This window comes from Sediminicoccus sp. KRV36, assembly GCF_023243115.1.
Classification (GTDB): Bacteria; Pseudomonadota; Alphaproteobacteria; order Acetobacterales; family Acetobacteraceae; genus Roseococcus.
In genome coordinates, this window is record NZ_CP085081.1 from 401944 (window position 1) to 417062 (window position 15119).

At 69.0% G+C, this 15119-nt stretch carries 14 protein-coding genes; 9 read left to right on the forward strand and 5 right to left on the reverse strand.

What is annotated here, in order from left to right; translation table 11 throughout:
- Positions 1 to 71 precede the first annotated feature (71 nt).
- Positions 72 to 212: a hypothetical protein gene (locus LHU95_RS01930; RefSeq protein ID WP_248709694.1), complete on the forward strand. Its 141-nt coding sequence runs from the start codon at positions 72 to 74 to the stop codon at positions 210 to 212.
- Between the two features lie 356 nt (positions 213 to 568).
- Here the strand turns inward: LHU95_RS01930 and metF are convergent, their stop codons facing one another.
- Complete coding sequence (metF, locus tag LHU95_RS01935) at positions 569 to 1504, reverse strand: methylenetetrahydrofolate reductase [NAD(P)H] (protein WP_248709695.1); 936 nt, start codon at positions 1502 to 1504, stop codon at positions 569 to 571.
- 183 nt (positions 1505 to 1687) lie between these two features.
- On the opposite strand from metF, the gene LHU95_RS01940 reads away from it, so the two are divergent.
- From LHU95_RS01940 to LHU95_RS01960, 5 genes are all read left to right on the forward strand, one after another.
- Complete coding sequence (locus LHU95_RS01940; RefSeq protein ID WP_248709696.1) at positions 1688 to 2500, forward strand: VacJ family lipoprotein; 813 nt, start codon at positions 1688 to 1690, stop codon at positions 2498 to 2500.
- Positions 2501 to 2511: 11 nt separating this feature from the next.
- Positions 2512 to 3138 (forward strand): ABC transporter substrate-binding protein, encoded by a 627-nt coding sequence (locus LHU95_RS01945; RefSeq protein WP_248709697.1) that lies wholly within the window; start codon positions 2512 to 2514, stop codon positions 3136 to 3138.
- Between the two features lie 553 nt (positions 3139 to 3691).
- Entirely contained in the window at positions 3692 to 4681 is a 990-nt protein-coding gene (locus LHU95_RS01950; RefSeq protein ID WP_248709698.1) for an alginate lyase family protein, read from the forward strand.
- Positions 4682 to 4720: 39 nt separating this feature from the next.
- Positions 4721 to 6379, forward strand: a complete 1659-nt coding sequence (locus LHU95_RS01955; RefSeq protein ID WP_248709699.1) for a glycosyltransferase family 2 protein — start codon at positions 4721 to 4723, stop codon at positions 6377 to 6379.
- Complete coding sequence (locus tag LHU95_RS01960) at positions 6376 to 9237, forward strand: glycosyltransferase family 25 protein (RefSeq protein ID WP_248709700.1); 2862 nt, start codon at positions 6376 to 6378, stop codon at positions 9235 to 9237. Before LHU95_RS01955 ends, LHU95_RS01960 begins: the two co-directional genes overlap by 4 nt.
- A gap of 15 nt (positions 9238 to 9252) precedes the next feature.
- Here LHU95_RS01960 and LHU95_RS01965 read toward each other — a convergent pair whose 3' ends face one another.
- Positions 9253 to 9630, reverse strand: coding sequence for a hypothetical protein (locus LHU95_RS01965; protein WP_248709701.1), 378 nt, complete (start codon positions 9628 to 9630; stop codon positions 9253 to 9255).
- 141 nt (positions 9631 to 9771) lie between these two features.
- On the opposite strand from LHU95_RS01965, the gene LHU95_RS01970 reads away from it, so the two are divergent.
- Entirely contained in the window at positions 9772 to 10767 is a 996-nt protein-coding gene (locus LHU95_RS01970; RefSeq protein WP_248709702.1) for a sodium-dependent bicarbonate transport family permease, read from the forward strand.
- Positions 10764 to 11069: a hypothetical protein gene (locus tag LHU95_RS01975; RefSeq protein ID WP_248709703.1), complete on the forward strand. Its 306-nt coding sequence runs from the start codon at positions 10764 to 10766 to the stop codon at positions 11067 to 11069. Before LHU95_RS01970 ends, LHU95_RS01975 begins: the two co-directional genes overlap by 4 nt.
- Positions 11070 to 11392: 323 nt before the next feature.
- Here LHU95_RS01975 and LHU95_RS01980 read toward each other — a convergent pair whose 3' ends face one another.
- The 3 genes from LHU95_RS01980 to LHU95_RS01990 form a co-directional block, all read right to left on the reverse strand.
- Entirely contained in the window at positions 11393 to 12601 is a 1209-nt protein-coding gene (locus LHU95_RS01980) for an aminotransferase class V-fold PLP-dependent enzyme (protein ID WP_248709704.1), read from the reverse strand.
- A gap of 56 nt (positions 12602 to 12657) precedes the next feature.
- On the reverse strand, positions 12658 to 13644 hold the full coding sequence (locus LHU95_RS01985; RefSeq protein WP_248709705.1) for a tripartite tricarboxylate transporter substrate-binding protein: 987 nt from the start codon (positions 13642 to 13644) through the stop codon (positions 12658 to 12660).
- Between the two features lie 96 nt (positions 13645 to 13740).
- Positions 13741 to 14124: a hypothetical protein gene (locus LHU95_RS01990; RefSeq protein WP_248709706.1), complete on the reverse strand. Its 384-nt coding sequence runs from the start codon at positions 14122 to 14124 to the stop codon at positions 13741 to 13743.
- 39 nt (positions 14125 to 14163) lie between these two features.
- On the opposite strand from LHU95_RS01990, the gene LHU95_RS01995 reads away from it, so the two are divergent.
- Positions 14164 to 15102 (forward strand): metalloregulator ArsR/SmtB family transcription factor, encoded by a 939-nt coding sequence (locus LHU95_RS01995; RefSeq protein ID WP_248709707.1) that lies wholly within the window; start codon positions 14164 to 14166, stop codon positions 15100 to 15102.
- Positions 15103 to 15119: the final 17 nt, after the last annotated feature.

Sequence of the window (15119 nt, forward strand, 5' to 3'; positions counted from 1 at the left end):
TGCTCCGTGGGGTGCAGATCCCGAACCCTGTCACGGTTCGGGGCACGACCGGAACCGAACAGGAGTTGGCCATGAACACCAATGATTACGTCGCCGCCCGCCGCCAGCGCTTTGAGGATGAAACGCCCTCGGCCCTGGCTTATTGGGGCACGGGCCTGGCTTGCCTCAGCTTTCTGATCTTCGTGTTCTGGCTGGCCGGGATGAAGTTCTGATCCTGGCGGGGCGGCGCTGTATTCGCCTTGACGGTCCGCCGCGCCGCCAGTGGCAGGGGCTTGCGAGCTGGACGCCGTCCCATAGGCCGGCGGGAAGAGCGGAGGATGCGAAATGGCGCCTCCCTCGCGCCTCCAGGGCGCCAGAACGCGCTGCTTCCGGGCTCCATGAATTCACGTATGGATCGGGCGTACGCATCGAGATGCGGGGTGCCCGCCGCGTGATCCGCGCGGTCCGTGTCCGGTGTGGCCGGTTCAGCCACCTGCCGAAGCAGCCGCCTCATTGCAAGGCGGCCCGGAAACTAAGCGAAGACAGAAGGCCGGAGCCGTTTGCCCTCTGACCTTTCGGCGAAGCCGCTCTATGCCGCAGCCACCGGCCGCGCGCCGAGGATATGGGCGATGGCGTAGGTCAGGTCCGGGCGGTTCAGCGTGTAGAAGTGGAACTCATCCACGCCATTGGCCTGCAGGATGCGCACCTGCTCGGCGGCGACCGTCGCGGCCACCATGCGGCGCGTGGCTTCATCATCATCCAGCCCTTCAAAGAGCTTTTCCAGCCAGGCCGGAACCGAGGCGCCGCACATGGCGGAGAAGCGCTTCACCTGCGCGAAATTGGAGACCGGCAGGATGCCCGGCACGATGGGCAGGGTGATCCCGGCCGCGTGGCAGCGGTCGAGGAAGCGCAGATAGACATCGGTATCGAAGAAATACTGCGTGATGGCCCGGTTGGCGCCCGCATCCATCTTGCGCTTGAAGAAATCCAGATCCGCATCGGCCGAGAGCGCGGCCGGGTGCGTCTCCGGGTAGGCGCCCACGCTGATGTCGAAATCCGCGATGCGGCGCAGGCCACGAACGAGGTCCTCGGCCTGGGCATAGCCGCCCGGATGCGGCGTGTACTGGCTGGCGCCGGCCGGCGGATCGCCCCGCAGGGCCACGATGTTGCGCACGCCGGCAGCCCAGTATTCGCGCGCCACCTCGTCCACTTCTTCCCGCGTGGCGCCCACGCAGGTCAGATGGGCGGCGGGCGTCAGCGTCGTTTCACTGGCCAGCTTCGAGACGGTGTCGTGCGTGCGGGCCCGGGTGGAGCCGCCCGCGCCATAGGTGACGGAGACGAAGCGCGGTGCCAGGGGTTCCAGCCGGCGGATGCAGGCCCAGAGGTCCGCTTCCAACTTTTCATTCTTCGGCGGGAAGAATTCAAAGGAGAGTTTGGGCGCGGGAAGACTGTTCGGTGACGGCAAGGTGCCGACACGCGGTCCCGTGAGCCAGCGTTCCAAGGTGTTCTGCACAGCGTTGTCCATGATGGTGGTTTTGGCGTCGGAGTCGCGTTTTCGCAAGGGGCTTGAATTGTGGCGGTGACTTTTCGTGACACGCCAGCAACTTGCCGGACAGGGGTTGATTGTGCTTTTAAAGCGTGAAGGCCTTGGCAAGGCTGGCGTCGCTGCGGCTTTACCGGCCGTATTCAGAAAGGTCGGGTTCCACCCATGCGCTTCGGCCCTCTTTTGGCTACCGCTCTGATCGTCATCGGCCTCGCCGGCTGCGCGACGCGTCCGCCCGCTTCCGATCCGGAGGCCCTGGCTGAATATGAGGCCAATAACGACCCGCTCGAGCCGTTGAACCGCGGCCTCTACGAAGTGAACAACGCACTGGATACGGTTGTTCTGCGGCCGGCTGCCGTGGCCTATCGCACCCTGGTTCCGGGCCCGGTCCGGGAGGGCGTTCGCAATGCCCTCGGCAATCTGCGGGCGCCGACGATCCTGATGAATGACCTCCTGCAGGGCGATATGGACCGCGCCGGGCGCACGGCGAGCCGCTTCCTGATCAATTCCACGCTGGGGCTGGGTGGCCTCGTGGATGTCGCGGAATGGCAATTCGGCATTCGCGGCCATGGCGAGGATTTCGGCCAGACCCTGGCCACCTGGGGCGTGGGTGAGGGGCCCTATCTCTTTCTGCCGCTCCTCGGGCCTTCCAATGTGCGGGACCTCACCGGCGCTGGCGTTGATGCGGTGGCCAGCCCCTGGTTCTGGTTCGGCCAGGGCGAGGTGGTGGAAATCCTGCGCTGGGTCCGCACCGGCATGACCATCCTGGACGCGCGTGAGGGCGTGCTGGATGTGCTGGATACGCTGTATGCCACCTCGCTCGATCCCTATTCCACGCTGCGCAGCGCCTATCGTCAGCGGCGTGAGGCGGAGATCCGCAATTCCGGCCAGGCGGCACCCGATGCCGCGGGCAGCACCGGCTTTGGCGTGGGCGTCGGTGTCACCCTCCCCCCGGCCACGCCCCAAACCCCGCGCTGAGTGACGACAACATGCAGATGATCTCGATCGGGCGTCGCGGCGCCCTTCTGGCGGGGCTGGGTCTTGCCCTTCCGCGCCCCGCCGCCGCGCAGATGGATGCGACCCGCGCCATCACCTTCATCCAGACCACCGGGAACGCCATCGTCGCGGCGGTGAACAGCACCACGCTGACTGCGCCGCAGCGTCAGGAGCGGGTGGCAACGCTGCTGCGCCAGGCGCTCGACATCGAGGGTATCGGCCGCTTCATCCTGGGCCGCTGGTGGCGCGTGGCGAGCCCGGCAGAGCAGCAGGAATATCTCCGCCTCTTTGAGGAAACCGTGGTCCGCAGCCTCGCCAGCCGCTTCGGCAACTACCAGGGCGTGCGCTTCGCGCTCGGGCGCAGCCAGCAGCGCACCGAGGATGACGTCCTGGTGACCACCGTCGTGGAGCGCCCCGGCACCGAGGCCTTCAACCTGGATTGGCGCGTGGCCGATGTGAATGGCCAGCCCCGGGTGGTGGATCTGGTGGCCGAGGGCACGTCTCTGCGGCTCACGCAGCGCAGCGAATACAGCGCCGTCGTCCAGCGCGGCGGCAACCAGGTCGCCGCCCTGCTGACCGCGATGCGCGGGCAGTTGCAGCAGATGCAGGCGCGGCAATAGGGCCTCCCCGCCAGGGTTCGATGGCTCCCCGCATTGGTCGCGGCGGGCGTATCGCCCCGGAGGCGTGCCTGGCTGTGCCAGCCCATATTCCGCGTGGCACAGCAGCCTGATCCGCCAGGGTCCGGCGCCATGCCCCCGACCCGCAAGCCGGCTCCATCTCAGGCATAAGCCACGATCGCCCGGCCTTTCGGGCCTGATCACTTCTTCCTGGTGATCCGCCGCACCGGCCAATTCCAAGAGCCGGACGTGCTGGAAAGCCTGGCGACGCGCCTCAGGCCCGATGATCGCGTGCGCAATACGGGGCAAACACACGCCCCTCCTCGCCGCCGTCGGCGGCTGCCGCGTCCCGGCGATCGAGCCTGCCCCGCCCAAGCGCCGAGGCAGCAGGGCTTCCTCCGCTCCGAGGGCGTGCTGGGCCAGGCTGCCACCTGCCGGATCACATGAGATGCCGCGCCGCCCATGATCTCGCCGCACCAGCTCCGGACGCGGCCCGATTCCACCAGGGCGGATCAGGCCCTATCCTGGCCCGGGACAGGGGCGGGAGGGTCGGTGGATGCGGGGCTGGATCAGGGTTGCGGCCATCCTGCTGGGCGTGGTGCCGCGCCACGCCTCGGGCCAGGCGGCGGCCTGCCCCGCCCATGCGCCCGTGGCCCAGCTCGGCGGCGTGTCCTGGTATGCGGATCGCGAGCATTTCTCCATCGTGGACCCCGAGCGCCGGCGCCAGCATGACGCGATGCTGAAGCCGTTGACGGACCTCATGCTCGATCTCGGCCGCATCGCCGATGGCGCGGCCGGCGCGCCCGGCCCCGCATGCGCGCTCGGCCTGCTGCGCGGCTGGGCTGCCGCCGGCGCCCTGCTGCAAACCCCGGCCAACTTCAATGGCGTGGTGGAGCGCGCGGTCCATGCCCGCGGGCTGAATATCGTGGCGTTCAAGCTGAACGCCCGTGGCACGCCGCCCGAAGCCGCCACCCTGGCATGGCTGCGCCGCCTCAGCCTCGCCACCACCGCGGATTTCGCGCGGCGTGGGCGGGTGGATAACCTCTACGCCTGGTCGGCGGTGAATGCCGCGAGCTTCCTGATCCTGGCCCCCGATGCACAGCTCGCCCAGCATGAACAACGCGCCTGGGAGCGCTCGCTCTCCGCCATCCGTGAGGATGGGTTGATCGCGACGGAGGCCGAGCGCGGCCAGCGTACACTGGTCTATCACCAGTATTTCCTGGCTGCCCTCATCATGACGCAGCGCTTCCGTGAGGCGCGCGGCCTGCCCACCACCCCGGCGGAGCGTGCGAAGCTCGCTCTCCTCGCCCGCCGCGTGGGCGAGGGGTTTTGCGATCCGCGCCGCTTTGCCGCCGCCGCGGGCAATATCGCCCAGGAAATCCCGGCCCAGCCGAACCAGCGCATTCCCACCGCCATGGGGGGCAGCCTGCTGACGGAGGAGTATCGCCGCTGCGCGCCCGTGCCCACGCATTTCAACCAGCCGCAGCTCGGCGGGCGGCTCGACCTGACGCAAAGCCTCCTGGCGCGGACCGCGCCGGCGCGATGAGGTCTTGAAACCCGTCCCCCCCTCATGCAGGAAGGGTGGATGGCAGAAGAACCCGGCTATGTGCAGGAGGTGAAGCGCGAATTCGCCAGCGTTTCGCTGGCGCCGCTGAGCCTCTCCGTCCAGCCCCTGCCATCGCGCATCTCACCCATCCTGATCTCGGTGATCCGCAATGAGGGGGACCGGCTGGCGGATTTTCTGCGGCATTACCGCGCGGGGGGCATCCGGCGCTTCTGTTTCATTGACAATGGCTCGACCGATGGTTCGCTCGGATACCTCGCGGCCCAGCCGGATGTGGACCTCTATCAGCGCCCCGGCGTCTTTGACTGGAAGCTCAAGCAGGGCTGGATCAACCGCGCCATCGCCAGCTACGGGCTGGAGCGCTGGTTCCTTTATGTGGATGCGGATGAGCATGTCGTCTTCGAGGAGAGCGCGCAGCGCGGCTTCGAGGAATTGGCGGCCGAGATGGAGCGGCGCGGCATCTGGCGGGTGCGCGGCTTCCTGCTCGACATGTATGCGCAGGGCCCGCTGCTGAACACCGGCTACCGCGCCGGCGAGCGACTGCTGGACAGCTACCCCTTCCATGACCGCACCGGCTATGTGGAGAGCCGCTACCGGGAGGTGCTCTCGGTCAAGGGCGGGCCCCGCCGCCGTGTCTTTTCCGCCGCCGATCCGGCCTTCAATCCGGAGATGGTGAAGTACCCGCTGTTTCGCCTGAAGCCCGGCGAGTTCATGGCGAACCCGCACCATATCTGGCCCTATGACGCGAATTTCCTCTCGCCCCGCCATCTGGCCATTCTGCATTTCAAATTCCTGCCCCATGTGGCGGAGCGGATTCGCGAGGCGCTGGAACGCCGGAACTACTGGGGCGGCAGCGCCGAGTACCGGAATTATCACGAGGTGCTGAGCAACACGCCCGATCTGACGCTGCACGGCGCCGTCAGCACGCGCTATGTCTCGCCCGAGCGGCTGGTGGATGAGGGGCTGATCGCCCGGATGGACTGGCCGCGTGGCGCGACGCCCGGGCATGCCCTGCTTGCGGCGGCGCGCGCCCATCGCGCGGCGCTCGGTGGCTGCCTGCCCTTCCAGCCGGTCCCGGCCTCAGCCGCAGAACCCGAGCCCTTGCCCGGCTTGCCACCCCCCATCCCACCGCCGGCCAAGCCCCTGCCCCCGGCCGGGCGGGTCAGCGTGGCGCCGCCCCGGCCACTCGCCACTCCGGCCAGTTCGGAGGCGACGACCATCCGCCCGAAGGAGCCGGTGGCCCGCGCGCGTGATGGGCGCTTCATCGTCACCGTGAATGAATATCGCTCCAAGCCGCCGCATTACCGTCATCTCGACCTCACCATCCCCGATCTGCCGCTGGAGGATGCCTCGCGCGCGGCGGTGCGCTTCAAGCTGGGGCTGAGCGGCGTTGCGCCGCGTCTGGAGTTTCGCCCCGGGCCGAGCTGGCCGCTCTTTGCCCGCGCCTGGCCGGGCGAGGAGGCCGATCACTTCGGCCCGGTGTTCCGCGTGGGGCCGGGCGGGCCGCGCGCCAAGGTGATGGCGCTGATCCCCGAGGCGAGTGACCGCGCGGCCATCGCCGCCATCATCGGCCTGCTGCCTGAGATCGTGGCGGCCGTCCTGCCCCAGCTGCCGCTGAGTTCGGAGGATGTGGTGCTGTTTTCCCGCGCCGCGATCGAGCTGCCGGCGGCGCTGTCATGACCGGGCAGGGCGGGCCATTGACCGAGGCCGCGCTGGCCGCGCTGCTCGGGGTGCATCTGGCCGAGATGGAAGCCCGGCTCGATGCCTGGGGTGGCGCGCTGATGCGGCGTGGCGGGGAACAGCCCGCCCCGCCCAGCGCCGTCCCGCCCAGTGACACCTTCCCCCGCCCGGCGCTCCAGCTGACGCCGCTGCGCCATGACGAAACCGCCACCAGCTGGACCGGCTGGAAAGACCATGAGGCGGTCACCTTGCGGGAAGGCGGGGTTGTGGAGCTGCGCCAGGGGGGCGGCACGCCGGGCATTGCCTCGGAGTATTGGCCGGCCTCTGGCGCGCCTTTGCTGTGCATCCGCGTGACCCTCAGCCTGCCGGATCCGGCGCGCGATCCGGGTCTGTTCCTGCGCGTGGTGAATGAGCGCGGCGCCCCCCTGGGCCCTGATCTGTCTTGCCCGCCCGGCACCTCGGAGCATGTCATCCATGTGCCGGCGCGGACACAAAGGCTGCGCGGCTACCTGATCGCGCTGGCGCCGGAGGCTGGCATCAGCTTCGCCGTGCAGCGGATCGAAGCCCTGGCCCTGGACCCCGGGAGCCACCAGGCCCGGCTGCGGCATGATCTGGGCGCGCCGGTCATCGCTTCCATGGCCTCGATCCCCGATCGGCGGGAGATGCTGGCCGAGGCGGTGGCCAGCCTGCTCCCGCAATGCGACCGCGTGCGCGTCTTCCTCAACGGCTATGCCGATGTGCCGGAATTCCTGCACCACCCGCGCGTGGAATTCCGCCGCTCGCAGGATTGGGACGACAAGGGCGATGCGGGGAAATTCGGCTGGGTGGATGCGCTGGAGGAGCCCGGCTACCGGATCATCGTGGATGATGACCTCGTTTTCGCGCCGCATTTCACGCGGGTGATGGTGGAAGGGCTGCGCCGCTACGGAAACCAGGCCTTCGTCGCGTTGCATGGCGTGCTGCTGCGCCAGCCGATTGCCGGCTATTACGCGGCGGCATCGCGCAGCACCTTCCATTTCGGCAACCCGTTGCGTGGCGACCGCACCGTGCATGTGCTGGGCACCAATGCCTTCTGCGCGCACAGCGACACGCTGAAACTGCGCTGGGCCGATTTCGGCCATCGCAACATGGCTGACATCTACGTGGCGCTCCTGGCCCAGAAGCGCGGCATCCCGATGGTCGCCCTCGAACGTCCGCGGCATCTGGCCTGGCAGAACGAGAAGGAAGGTGGCTTCGACACCATCTATGATCACTCGGCCAAGGCCACGCGCTCGCGCTTTGATTCATCGCTGGTGCAGGACGCGCTGATTCGCCGTGCCTGGCCGCTGACCCTGCAGCCCACACCACGCCCCAAGGTCATCTTCCTGCTGCTGGCCGAAACCCGGGATGCGGCACAGGCCGCGCTGGAAACCTGGCAGGCGCAAGCCTGGACGGAGACCGACTGGGTGGTGATCCTCTGCAACCTCTCGGGCGATGCCGCGCTGGCCGATTGGCTGGACGAATTGCGCCTGCCGGTGGAGTTGCATCTGCTGGCCGAGGCATCGGACACGCCGGCGATGCGCCTGGCCCGGGCGATCAACCTGGCCGGCCGTCTGGGTGGGCGGCTGCTCTGCCTCGCGACCGAGGAAATCCGCTTCGCCGGGGGCGAATGGGTGAAGGCCGCGCTGGACCTGCTGGAGGCCTATCCGGGGGCTGCCCTGCTGGCGCATCGCGGCGCGGATGACCGGCTGCGGGTGGGCCGCGCCGCGGCGGATGAGGACGGCATGGCGCCCTGCCTCGTGCTGGCCCCGCCCGCCCTCCTCCTGGCGGCGGGGGATGTTGATCCGCAGCAGCCCGACGCCCTGGCGGAATGGCTGGCGCGCCTTGCCTTGGCGCAATCCGCTTCGGGCTCCGGCAAGCTGCCCAGCCTGCCCGATCTCGGCGCCTCCATGTTCTGCGCGCCGGATCACCGCCCACCGCCACAGCCCGTGCCGGAACCCGACGCGGTGCGCGCCAAGGTGGGCTGGCGGGCCATCCCGCCGCCAAGGCGCGGCGGCGATGCGGTGAATGACGTCTTTCAGCGGGTCTGCGTGATCAACCTGGATCGCCGCCCGGACCGGTGGGTGGCCATGCAGGATCGCCTGGCCCGGGCCGGCATTCACGCCACGCGCGTGGCCGCGGTGGATGGCCGCCTGCCCGGCGTCGCGGCGGAGTTCGAGGCCTATGCCGCGCAGCCGCTGCTGCCGCGCCCCACGGGCGTCCGCCCGGTGACGTCATCCTGGCAATTCTACCGCGACCATGACAGCCAGCAGGCGCGCATCGCCTTTGAGGAGGCACGGACGCAGCGCAAGGCCATCGCCTCCGCCGGCGCGCTGGGCTACCTCATCACCTGGCAGGAGATCCTGGAGCGTGCCCTCCGGGATGGGGTGGAGACCCTGCTCGTCCTGGATGATGACGTGGCCTTCCATCGGGATTTCGCAGCACTTCTGGCCGCGGCGCGGGCGGAGTTGCCGGCCGATTGGCTGGTGCTGCAACTCGGCACCCTGCAATACAACTGGGACCGTGAGGCGATCACCCCGGCGGGGCGGCATCTCTACCGCAGCGATGGCGCGGCCATCGGCTCGCACGCCGTGGGGCTGCGCTTCGAGGTGTTTCCCTTCCTGCTGGAATTGGTGAAGCGGCGGGACCTGCCCTTCGATATCGGCGCCCTCGCGGCGGCGACCCTGGCCTTTCGCGAGCGCTGCTTCGTGGTCACGCCCAACGCCGCCATCCAGGTGCTTGAGGATAGTGATATCGGCAGCTCGGAATTCCAGAAAACCCGCACCCTGGCCACGGCGGCACGGACCTATCGCTGGCATCTGCCGGATTACGAATTATAGGGGGCGGGCGGGCGGTTACAGGCGGTGCAGCAGCCGCGCCTTTTCCGCATCGGGCAGGCGCGTCTGCTCGCCCCAGATCGCCTCCGCCCAGCCGGGCGCCTCCTCCAGGAGGGCGACGATCTCGGCCGTCTGCAGGGTTTCCGCGAATTCGATGGCAGTCATGGCGGTCGCGTCCCAGCGCGCGGCGATGGGCAGGATCAGGCCCTGGGGGGGATTGCCTTCCAGCGCATCGCTGGCGGCCAGAAGTGCCACCCGCCGCGCGGTGACGATGATGCGCGCCGCGGCCTCGATGCGCATCTTCTCCCAGAAGGTGCCGCCGACCAGCGAGGCCAGGGTTTCCAGGGCACGCTGGCGCATGGCTTCGGGCGAGAGCGAAAGGCCCGCTTCGGGCATGGGGATCCTCCGGTTTGGACGCGGGCGCCAGACGCCCGGCCGCATGCTCACTTCAGCGTCACGATTTGGTCAACCTCGCTCACCCGCATGTTCCGTGGGGCGATGTTTCCGGACGCGCAATTTTCGGCGGGGAATGTTCCCGTGCCGCGTCGTTCCGGCTACAGCGGCGCTGTGTCCAGCTTCCTGACCCTGATCCCGCCGCCGGTCATGTTCTTCGCGCTCGGCTTCGGCGCCGGCGCGTTGCGGGCCGAGCTTTCCGTGCCGGAAGCCCTGGCGCGAAGCCTCTCGCTCTACCTGATGGTGGCGATCGGTCTGAAGGGCGGCGCGGCCCTGGCGATGCCGGGTGCGGCGGAGGGGCTCTGGGCCGCGCTGGGCACCGGCGTCCTGCTCTCCTTCCTGTTGCCGCTGCCGGCCTTCCTGCTGCTGCGCCTGGTCTCCCGGCTGGACCGTGAGACGGCCGCGGCGGTCTCGGGGCATTATGGCTCGGTCAGCGTGGTCACCTTCGCCGCGGCCTCGGGCACGCTGGTGACGCTGGGTGTCGCGCAGGAGGGCTTCATGCCGGCCGTGCTGGCGGTGATGGAAACACCGGCCATCCTGACCGCGATTCTCCTCGCGCGGCTGGGTGGGGCGGGCGATTCGCCCAAGCTGAATGCCCGCAAGCTGGCGCGGGAGGTGCTGCTGAACGGGCCGGTGGTACTGCTGATGGGCAGCTTCCTCATCGGCTATCTGGCGGGTGAGCCCGGGCGCCGGCAATTGGCGCCCTTCACCGAGGCGCTGTTCCCCGGCGCGCTCTGCCTGTTCCTGCTGGAAATGGGGCTGATGGCGGTGCGGCAATTGCGCGCGAGCGGCAAGGGCCTGCCGCTGATCCTGATCGCCTTCGGGCTGACCATGCCGTTGATCGGCGGAGCCGCTGGGCTTCTCGCGGGGGGGCTGATCGGGCTTTCGCCGGGTGGTGCGGCGCTGATGGCGGTGCTGGCGGGCTCAGCCAGCTATATTGCGGTTCCAGCGGCGATGCGGCTCGCTTTGCCACGCGCCGATGCGGGCATCTACGTGACCCTATCCGTGGCCATCACCTTCCCCTTCAATATCCTGATCGGCATTCCGCTCTGGATTCGCCTCGCCGGGATAGGCTCATGATGCATTCGCGCAAACGCATCGAGATCGTGGTGGAAGCGGTCCGCGCCGAGGAGGTGACCGGCCTGCTGGACCGCCTGGGCGCGACGGGCTGGACCTTGCTGCCGGTGCTCTCCGGGCGCGGCCGCCAGGGCGTGCGGCGCGGCGGGGATCTCTCCGGCGTGCTGGATAATGTGGTGATCATCTGCATCTGCGGCCCGGCCGTGGCCGAGCGCGTGGTCGAAGCGAAGGAGGAACTGCTCGGCGCGCGCCCGGCCATCGTGAACATCACGGATTGCCAGGTGCTGCGGGCCGAGCACTTCTGAAAGGGCAGCCCGGCCCCGTCCGGGCGCGGGGCGCGGATGATCGGCGCGTGCGCCGCAAGACATTCCTTGACCGGAGTGGCTTCACCGAAAGCCAAGACGGCGCAATCGCCCCAGCCTGCTGCGGAAACCCCGGCGATGGGGTCGAGGGGCCAGCCCCTCGAACTCCCCGGCAGGAAACCGGTTTCCTGCACCTTCGTCAGGGCCGGGGTGCATCTGTATACAAGAAGATCCAAGAAACGGGTTTCCTGGTGCGGTTGGCCGCAAAGCGAAGACGACGCGAGAGGGCAAAGCCCTATCGCGATCCAACCCTTTTCAGCCGCCTGCTACGCTGCGGCGAGGCTGTCCAGCGCCGCCTGCACGCCGCCCTTGGCATGCGGCACGCCAGCCAGGCCCAGCGCCATCTCGATGGCGCCCAGCGTGCCAATGATCATCGGCTCGTTCAGATCACCCAGATGGCCGATGCGGAACACCTTGCCGGACAGCTTCGCGAGGCCGCCGCCGGTGGAGACGTTGAACCGCTCCAGCGCGATCTTGCGCACGGGTTCGGCATCGAAGCCTTCGGGCATCAGCACCGCGGTCACGCTGTCCGACCAGCGCTCGGGGTTCTGGCAGAACAGCTGCGGGCCGTTATTGCCGGACCAATGCTGCACGCAGGCGCGCACGGCGCGGGCCAGGCGGGCATGGCGGGCGAAGACATTGTCCAGCCCTTCCTCCACCAGCATCAGCCGCAGCGCTTCCTGCAGGCCATAGAACAGCGTGGTGGGCACGGTGCCGACGAAGCTTTTCTGGCGGCGCGCCAGCATCTCCGTCCAGTCGAAATAATGGCGCGGATGGGTGCTGGCGCGATGCGCCGCCATTGCCTTCTCCGAGGCGCCGGTGAAGCTGAAGCCGGTGGGCAGCATCAGCCCCTTCTGGCTGCCGCCCACGCAGACATCCACGCCCCACTCATCCATCCGGAAATCATAGCAGCCGAGGGAGGAGATGGTGTCCGACATCAGCAGCGCCGGATGGCCCACGCGGTCCATCGCGGCGCGCACCTGATCCAGCGGCATGCGCGTGCCGGCCGCCGTCTCGTTGTGCACGCAGCAGACGGCCTTGATCTTGTGGCCGGTATCGGCGGCCAGTGCCGCCTCGATGGCGGAGATTTCCACGCCGCGCCGCCAATCTGCGGGGACCTGCTGCACGGCGAAGCCGAGCGTCCCGCACATCTTGGCCCAGCTATCCGAGAAATGCCCGGTCTCGGGGATCAGCACGAGATCACCGGGGTTGAGGGTGTTCACCAGCGAGGCTTCCCAGGCGCCATGGCCGGAGGCGGTGTACATGAACAGATGCTGCTTGGTTTTCAGCACCTTCTTCAGGCCTTCGAAGCAGGCATCATAGACGGCGAGGAACGCCGGATCGTTGAAATCAATGCTGGCGCGGGCCGTCGCGGCCAGCACGGAATCGGGGATGTTGGTCGGCCCCGGATTGGCGAAGAAGAGGCGGCCGCGCGCCATGGGGCGTGCGGGCTTGGGGCTGATCGAACCGTCCATTATGCTGGCTTTCCTGAGCGTCGTTGCGGGCAGTATCGGGCGTAAAGGCGCTGGCATCAACGCTCCAGGCGAATTCCCGTGCGCGCCACGACCTCGCGGTATTTCTGCACCTCGGCGGTCAGGAAGGCGCGCGTCGTCTCGGGCGTATTCTCGCCAGCCCAGGGCAGCACGCCGGCCTGGAGCAGGCGCTCACGCAGGGGCGCATCGGCGACCGCGCCGAGCAGCGCGCGATTGAGCTGCGCCAGCACCGCGGGGGGCATGTTGGGCGGGCCGATGATCATGTTCCAGGTCGTCAGCTCGAAGCCGGGCATGGCGGCTTCATTCAGCGTGGGAATCTCCGGGAAGGAGGGAAAGCGCTCGCGGCTGGTCACCGCCAGGCCGCGTACCAGCCCGCCCCGCACCTGGCCGGCGGCCGAGGCCAGCACCGCGATGCCGAATTGCCCCTCGCCCTGATGGATCGCCGTCAGCATCAGGCCGCCGCTGCGATAGGGCACATGGGTGAAGCGCGCCCCCAGCTGTGCTGCCAGCATTTCCACGCCCAGATGCGGGATGGAACCGACGCCCGAGGTCGCATAGGCGAATTCCTCGGGGCGCGAGGCGCGCAGCCGGGCCACAGCCTCCTGCGCATTGGCCGCCGGGAAGCTGGGCGAGGCGATCAGGATCATCGGCGCCGTGCCGATCATGGCGATCTGCGTGAAATCCGCGAGCGGATCAAAGGGCGTCCCGCCCACCAGCGCCGCGGGGGCGATGGCGTGGGAGCTGACTTCGATCAGCATCAGCGTATGGCCATCGGGCGCCTGGCGCCGCAGCCAGTCACCCGCCACGATGCCCGAGGCGCCGGGGCGATTTTCCACCACGACGCGGGCCTCGGGGCCCAGATTGGCGCCGAACCGCTCGGAGATGAGGCGCGAGACGATGTCCGTGCTGCCGCCCGGCGCGAAACCGACCGCGAGGGTGATGGGGCGTTGCGGGAAGCTCTGCGCCGCCAGCGGTGACAGCGCGGCAAGCAGGCAGGATGCGACAAGCGCGAGATGACGTATCATGGGCGGCCTCCGGTTTCTTTGCAGAAAGCTATAGGACAGCCAGCGCGATCAGCGAAGCTCTCCGCCATGGGGGCGGGCTGCATCGCCAAGGGTGCCTCAGCCTGCCACGGGTACCGCGAGCCGGAAGCGTGCCGAAGCCATGGAATCCTCCCGCAATGCGGCCTGCACGGCTTCGCCCGCCAGGCCCTCCGCCAGGACCAGGACGCGGTCGAACCATTTGCTCTGGCCGCGCGCCCGGGCCTGGAACAGCTGATCCAGCGCCTGGGCGGCCGGGCTGCGCCCCTGGCAGCACGCGCAGGCGGCCAGGTGGGTGGTGATGGCCGGCGTGAAGGAGGCGGTGGCGACCGCACCCTCCGGCAAAGGCCCGGGGTGTTCCGCGGTGAGCAGCGCGGCCGGCTTGCCCATGGCCAGCGCCCCGGCCAGGGCGGCCGGGTCGGGCAGGAGGCAGACCGGAATGCGGGCGTCGAGAGACCAAGCCATAGGCTAGACATAAGGATATCTTTATGCCATTTGCAAGCCATGGATTCGCTCCTCTCCCAATTGCGCGCGACGGCCGAGCCGACCCGGCTGCGGCTGCTGGCGCTTTGCGCGCGGGGCGCCTTTTGCGTGACGGAGCTTTGCGCCGTGCTGGGCCAGTCCCAGCCGCGCCTCTCCCGCCACCTCAAGCTGCTGACCGAGGCGGGCCTGCTGGAGCGCCTGCCGGAGGGCTCCAACGCCTATTTCCAGGTCCCCGCCCAGGCCGAACTGGCCCGCGTGATCCTGGCCCGCATGCCGGAAGATGAGCCGGTGCTGCAATCGGACCGCCGCCAGGCCGCGCGCATCGCCGCCGAACGCGCCCGCGCCGCTTCGGACACCTTCCAGCGGGACGGGATGGATTGGGACGAGCTGCGTGCCCTGGACCTGGATGCCCTGGCCATCGAGGCCGCGCTGCTGCGCGCACTCCCCGAGCGGATCGAGGCGCTGCTGGATATCGGCACCGGCACGGGCCGGCTGCTGGAAATCCTGGCGCCGCGCACGCGCCGCGCGCTGGGCGTGGATGCCAGCCGAGAGATGCTGGCACTCGCCCGCGCGCGCCTTTCGGAGCGCGGCCTGACCGAGAGCTGCACCGTCCGCCAGGCCGACATGTACCGCCTGCCTTTGGCGGATCGCAGCTTCGATGCCGTCACGCTACAGATGGTGCTGCATTACGCCGAAGATCCCGCCGCCGCCCTGGCCGAGGCCGCCCGCGTGTTGCGGCCGGGCGGCGTGATGCTCGTCGCTGATCTCGCGCCGCATGGCCAGGCGGAGATTCTCTCCCGTTTCGCCCATCGCTGGCCGGGCTTCGATGATGCGGCACTGGCCGGCTGGCTTGGCCAGGCCGGCTGTGCCATGGCCGCGATGCAGGATATTCCCGGCCGACTTCCCGTCCGCGTCTGGCGTGCCGAAAAGCTCGCCGCTGACGCCCTGACCCACGCCTGAACCGAAGAAGAACCCGA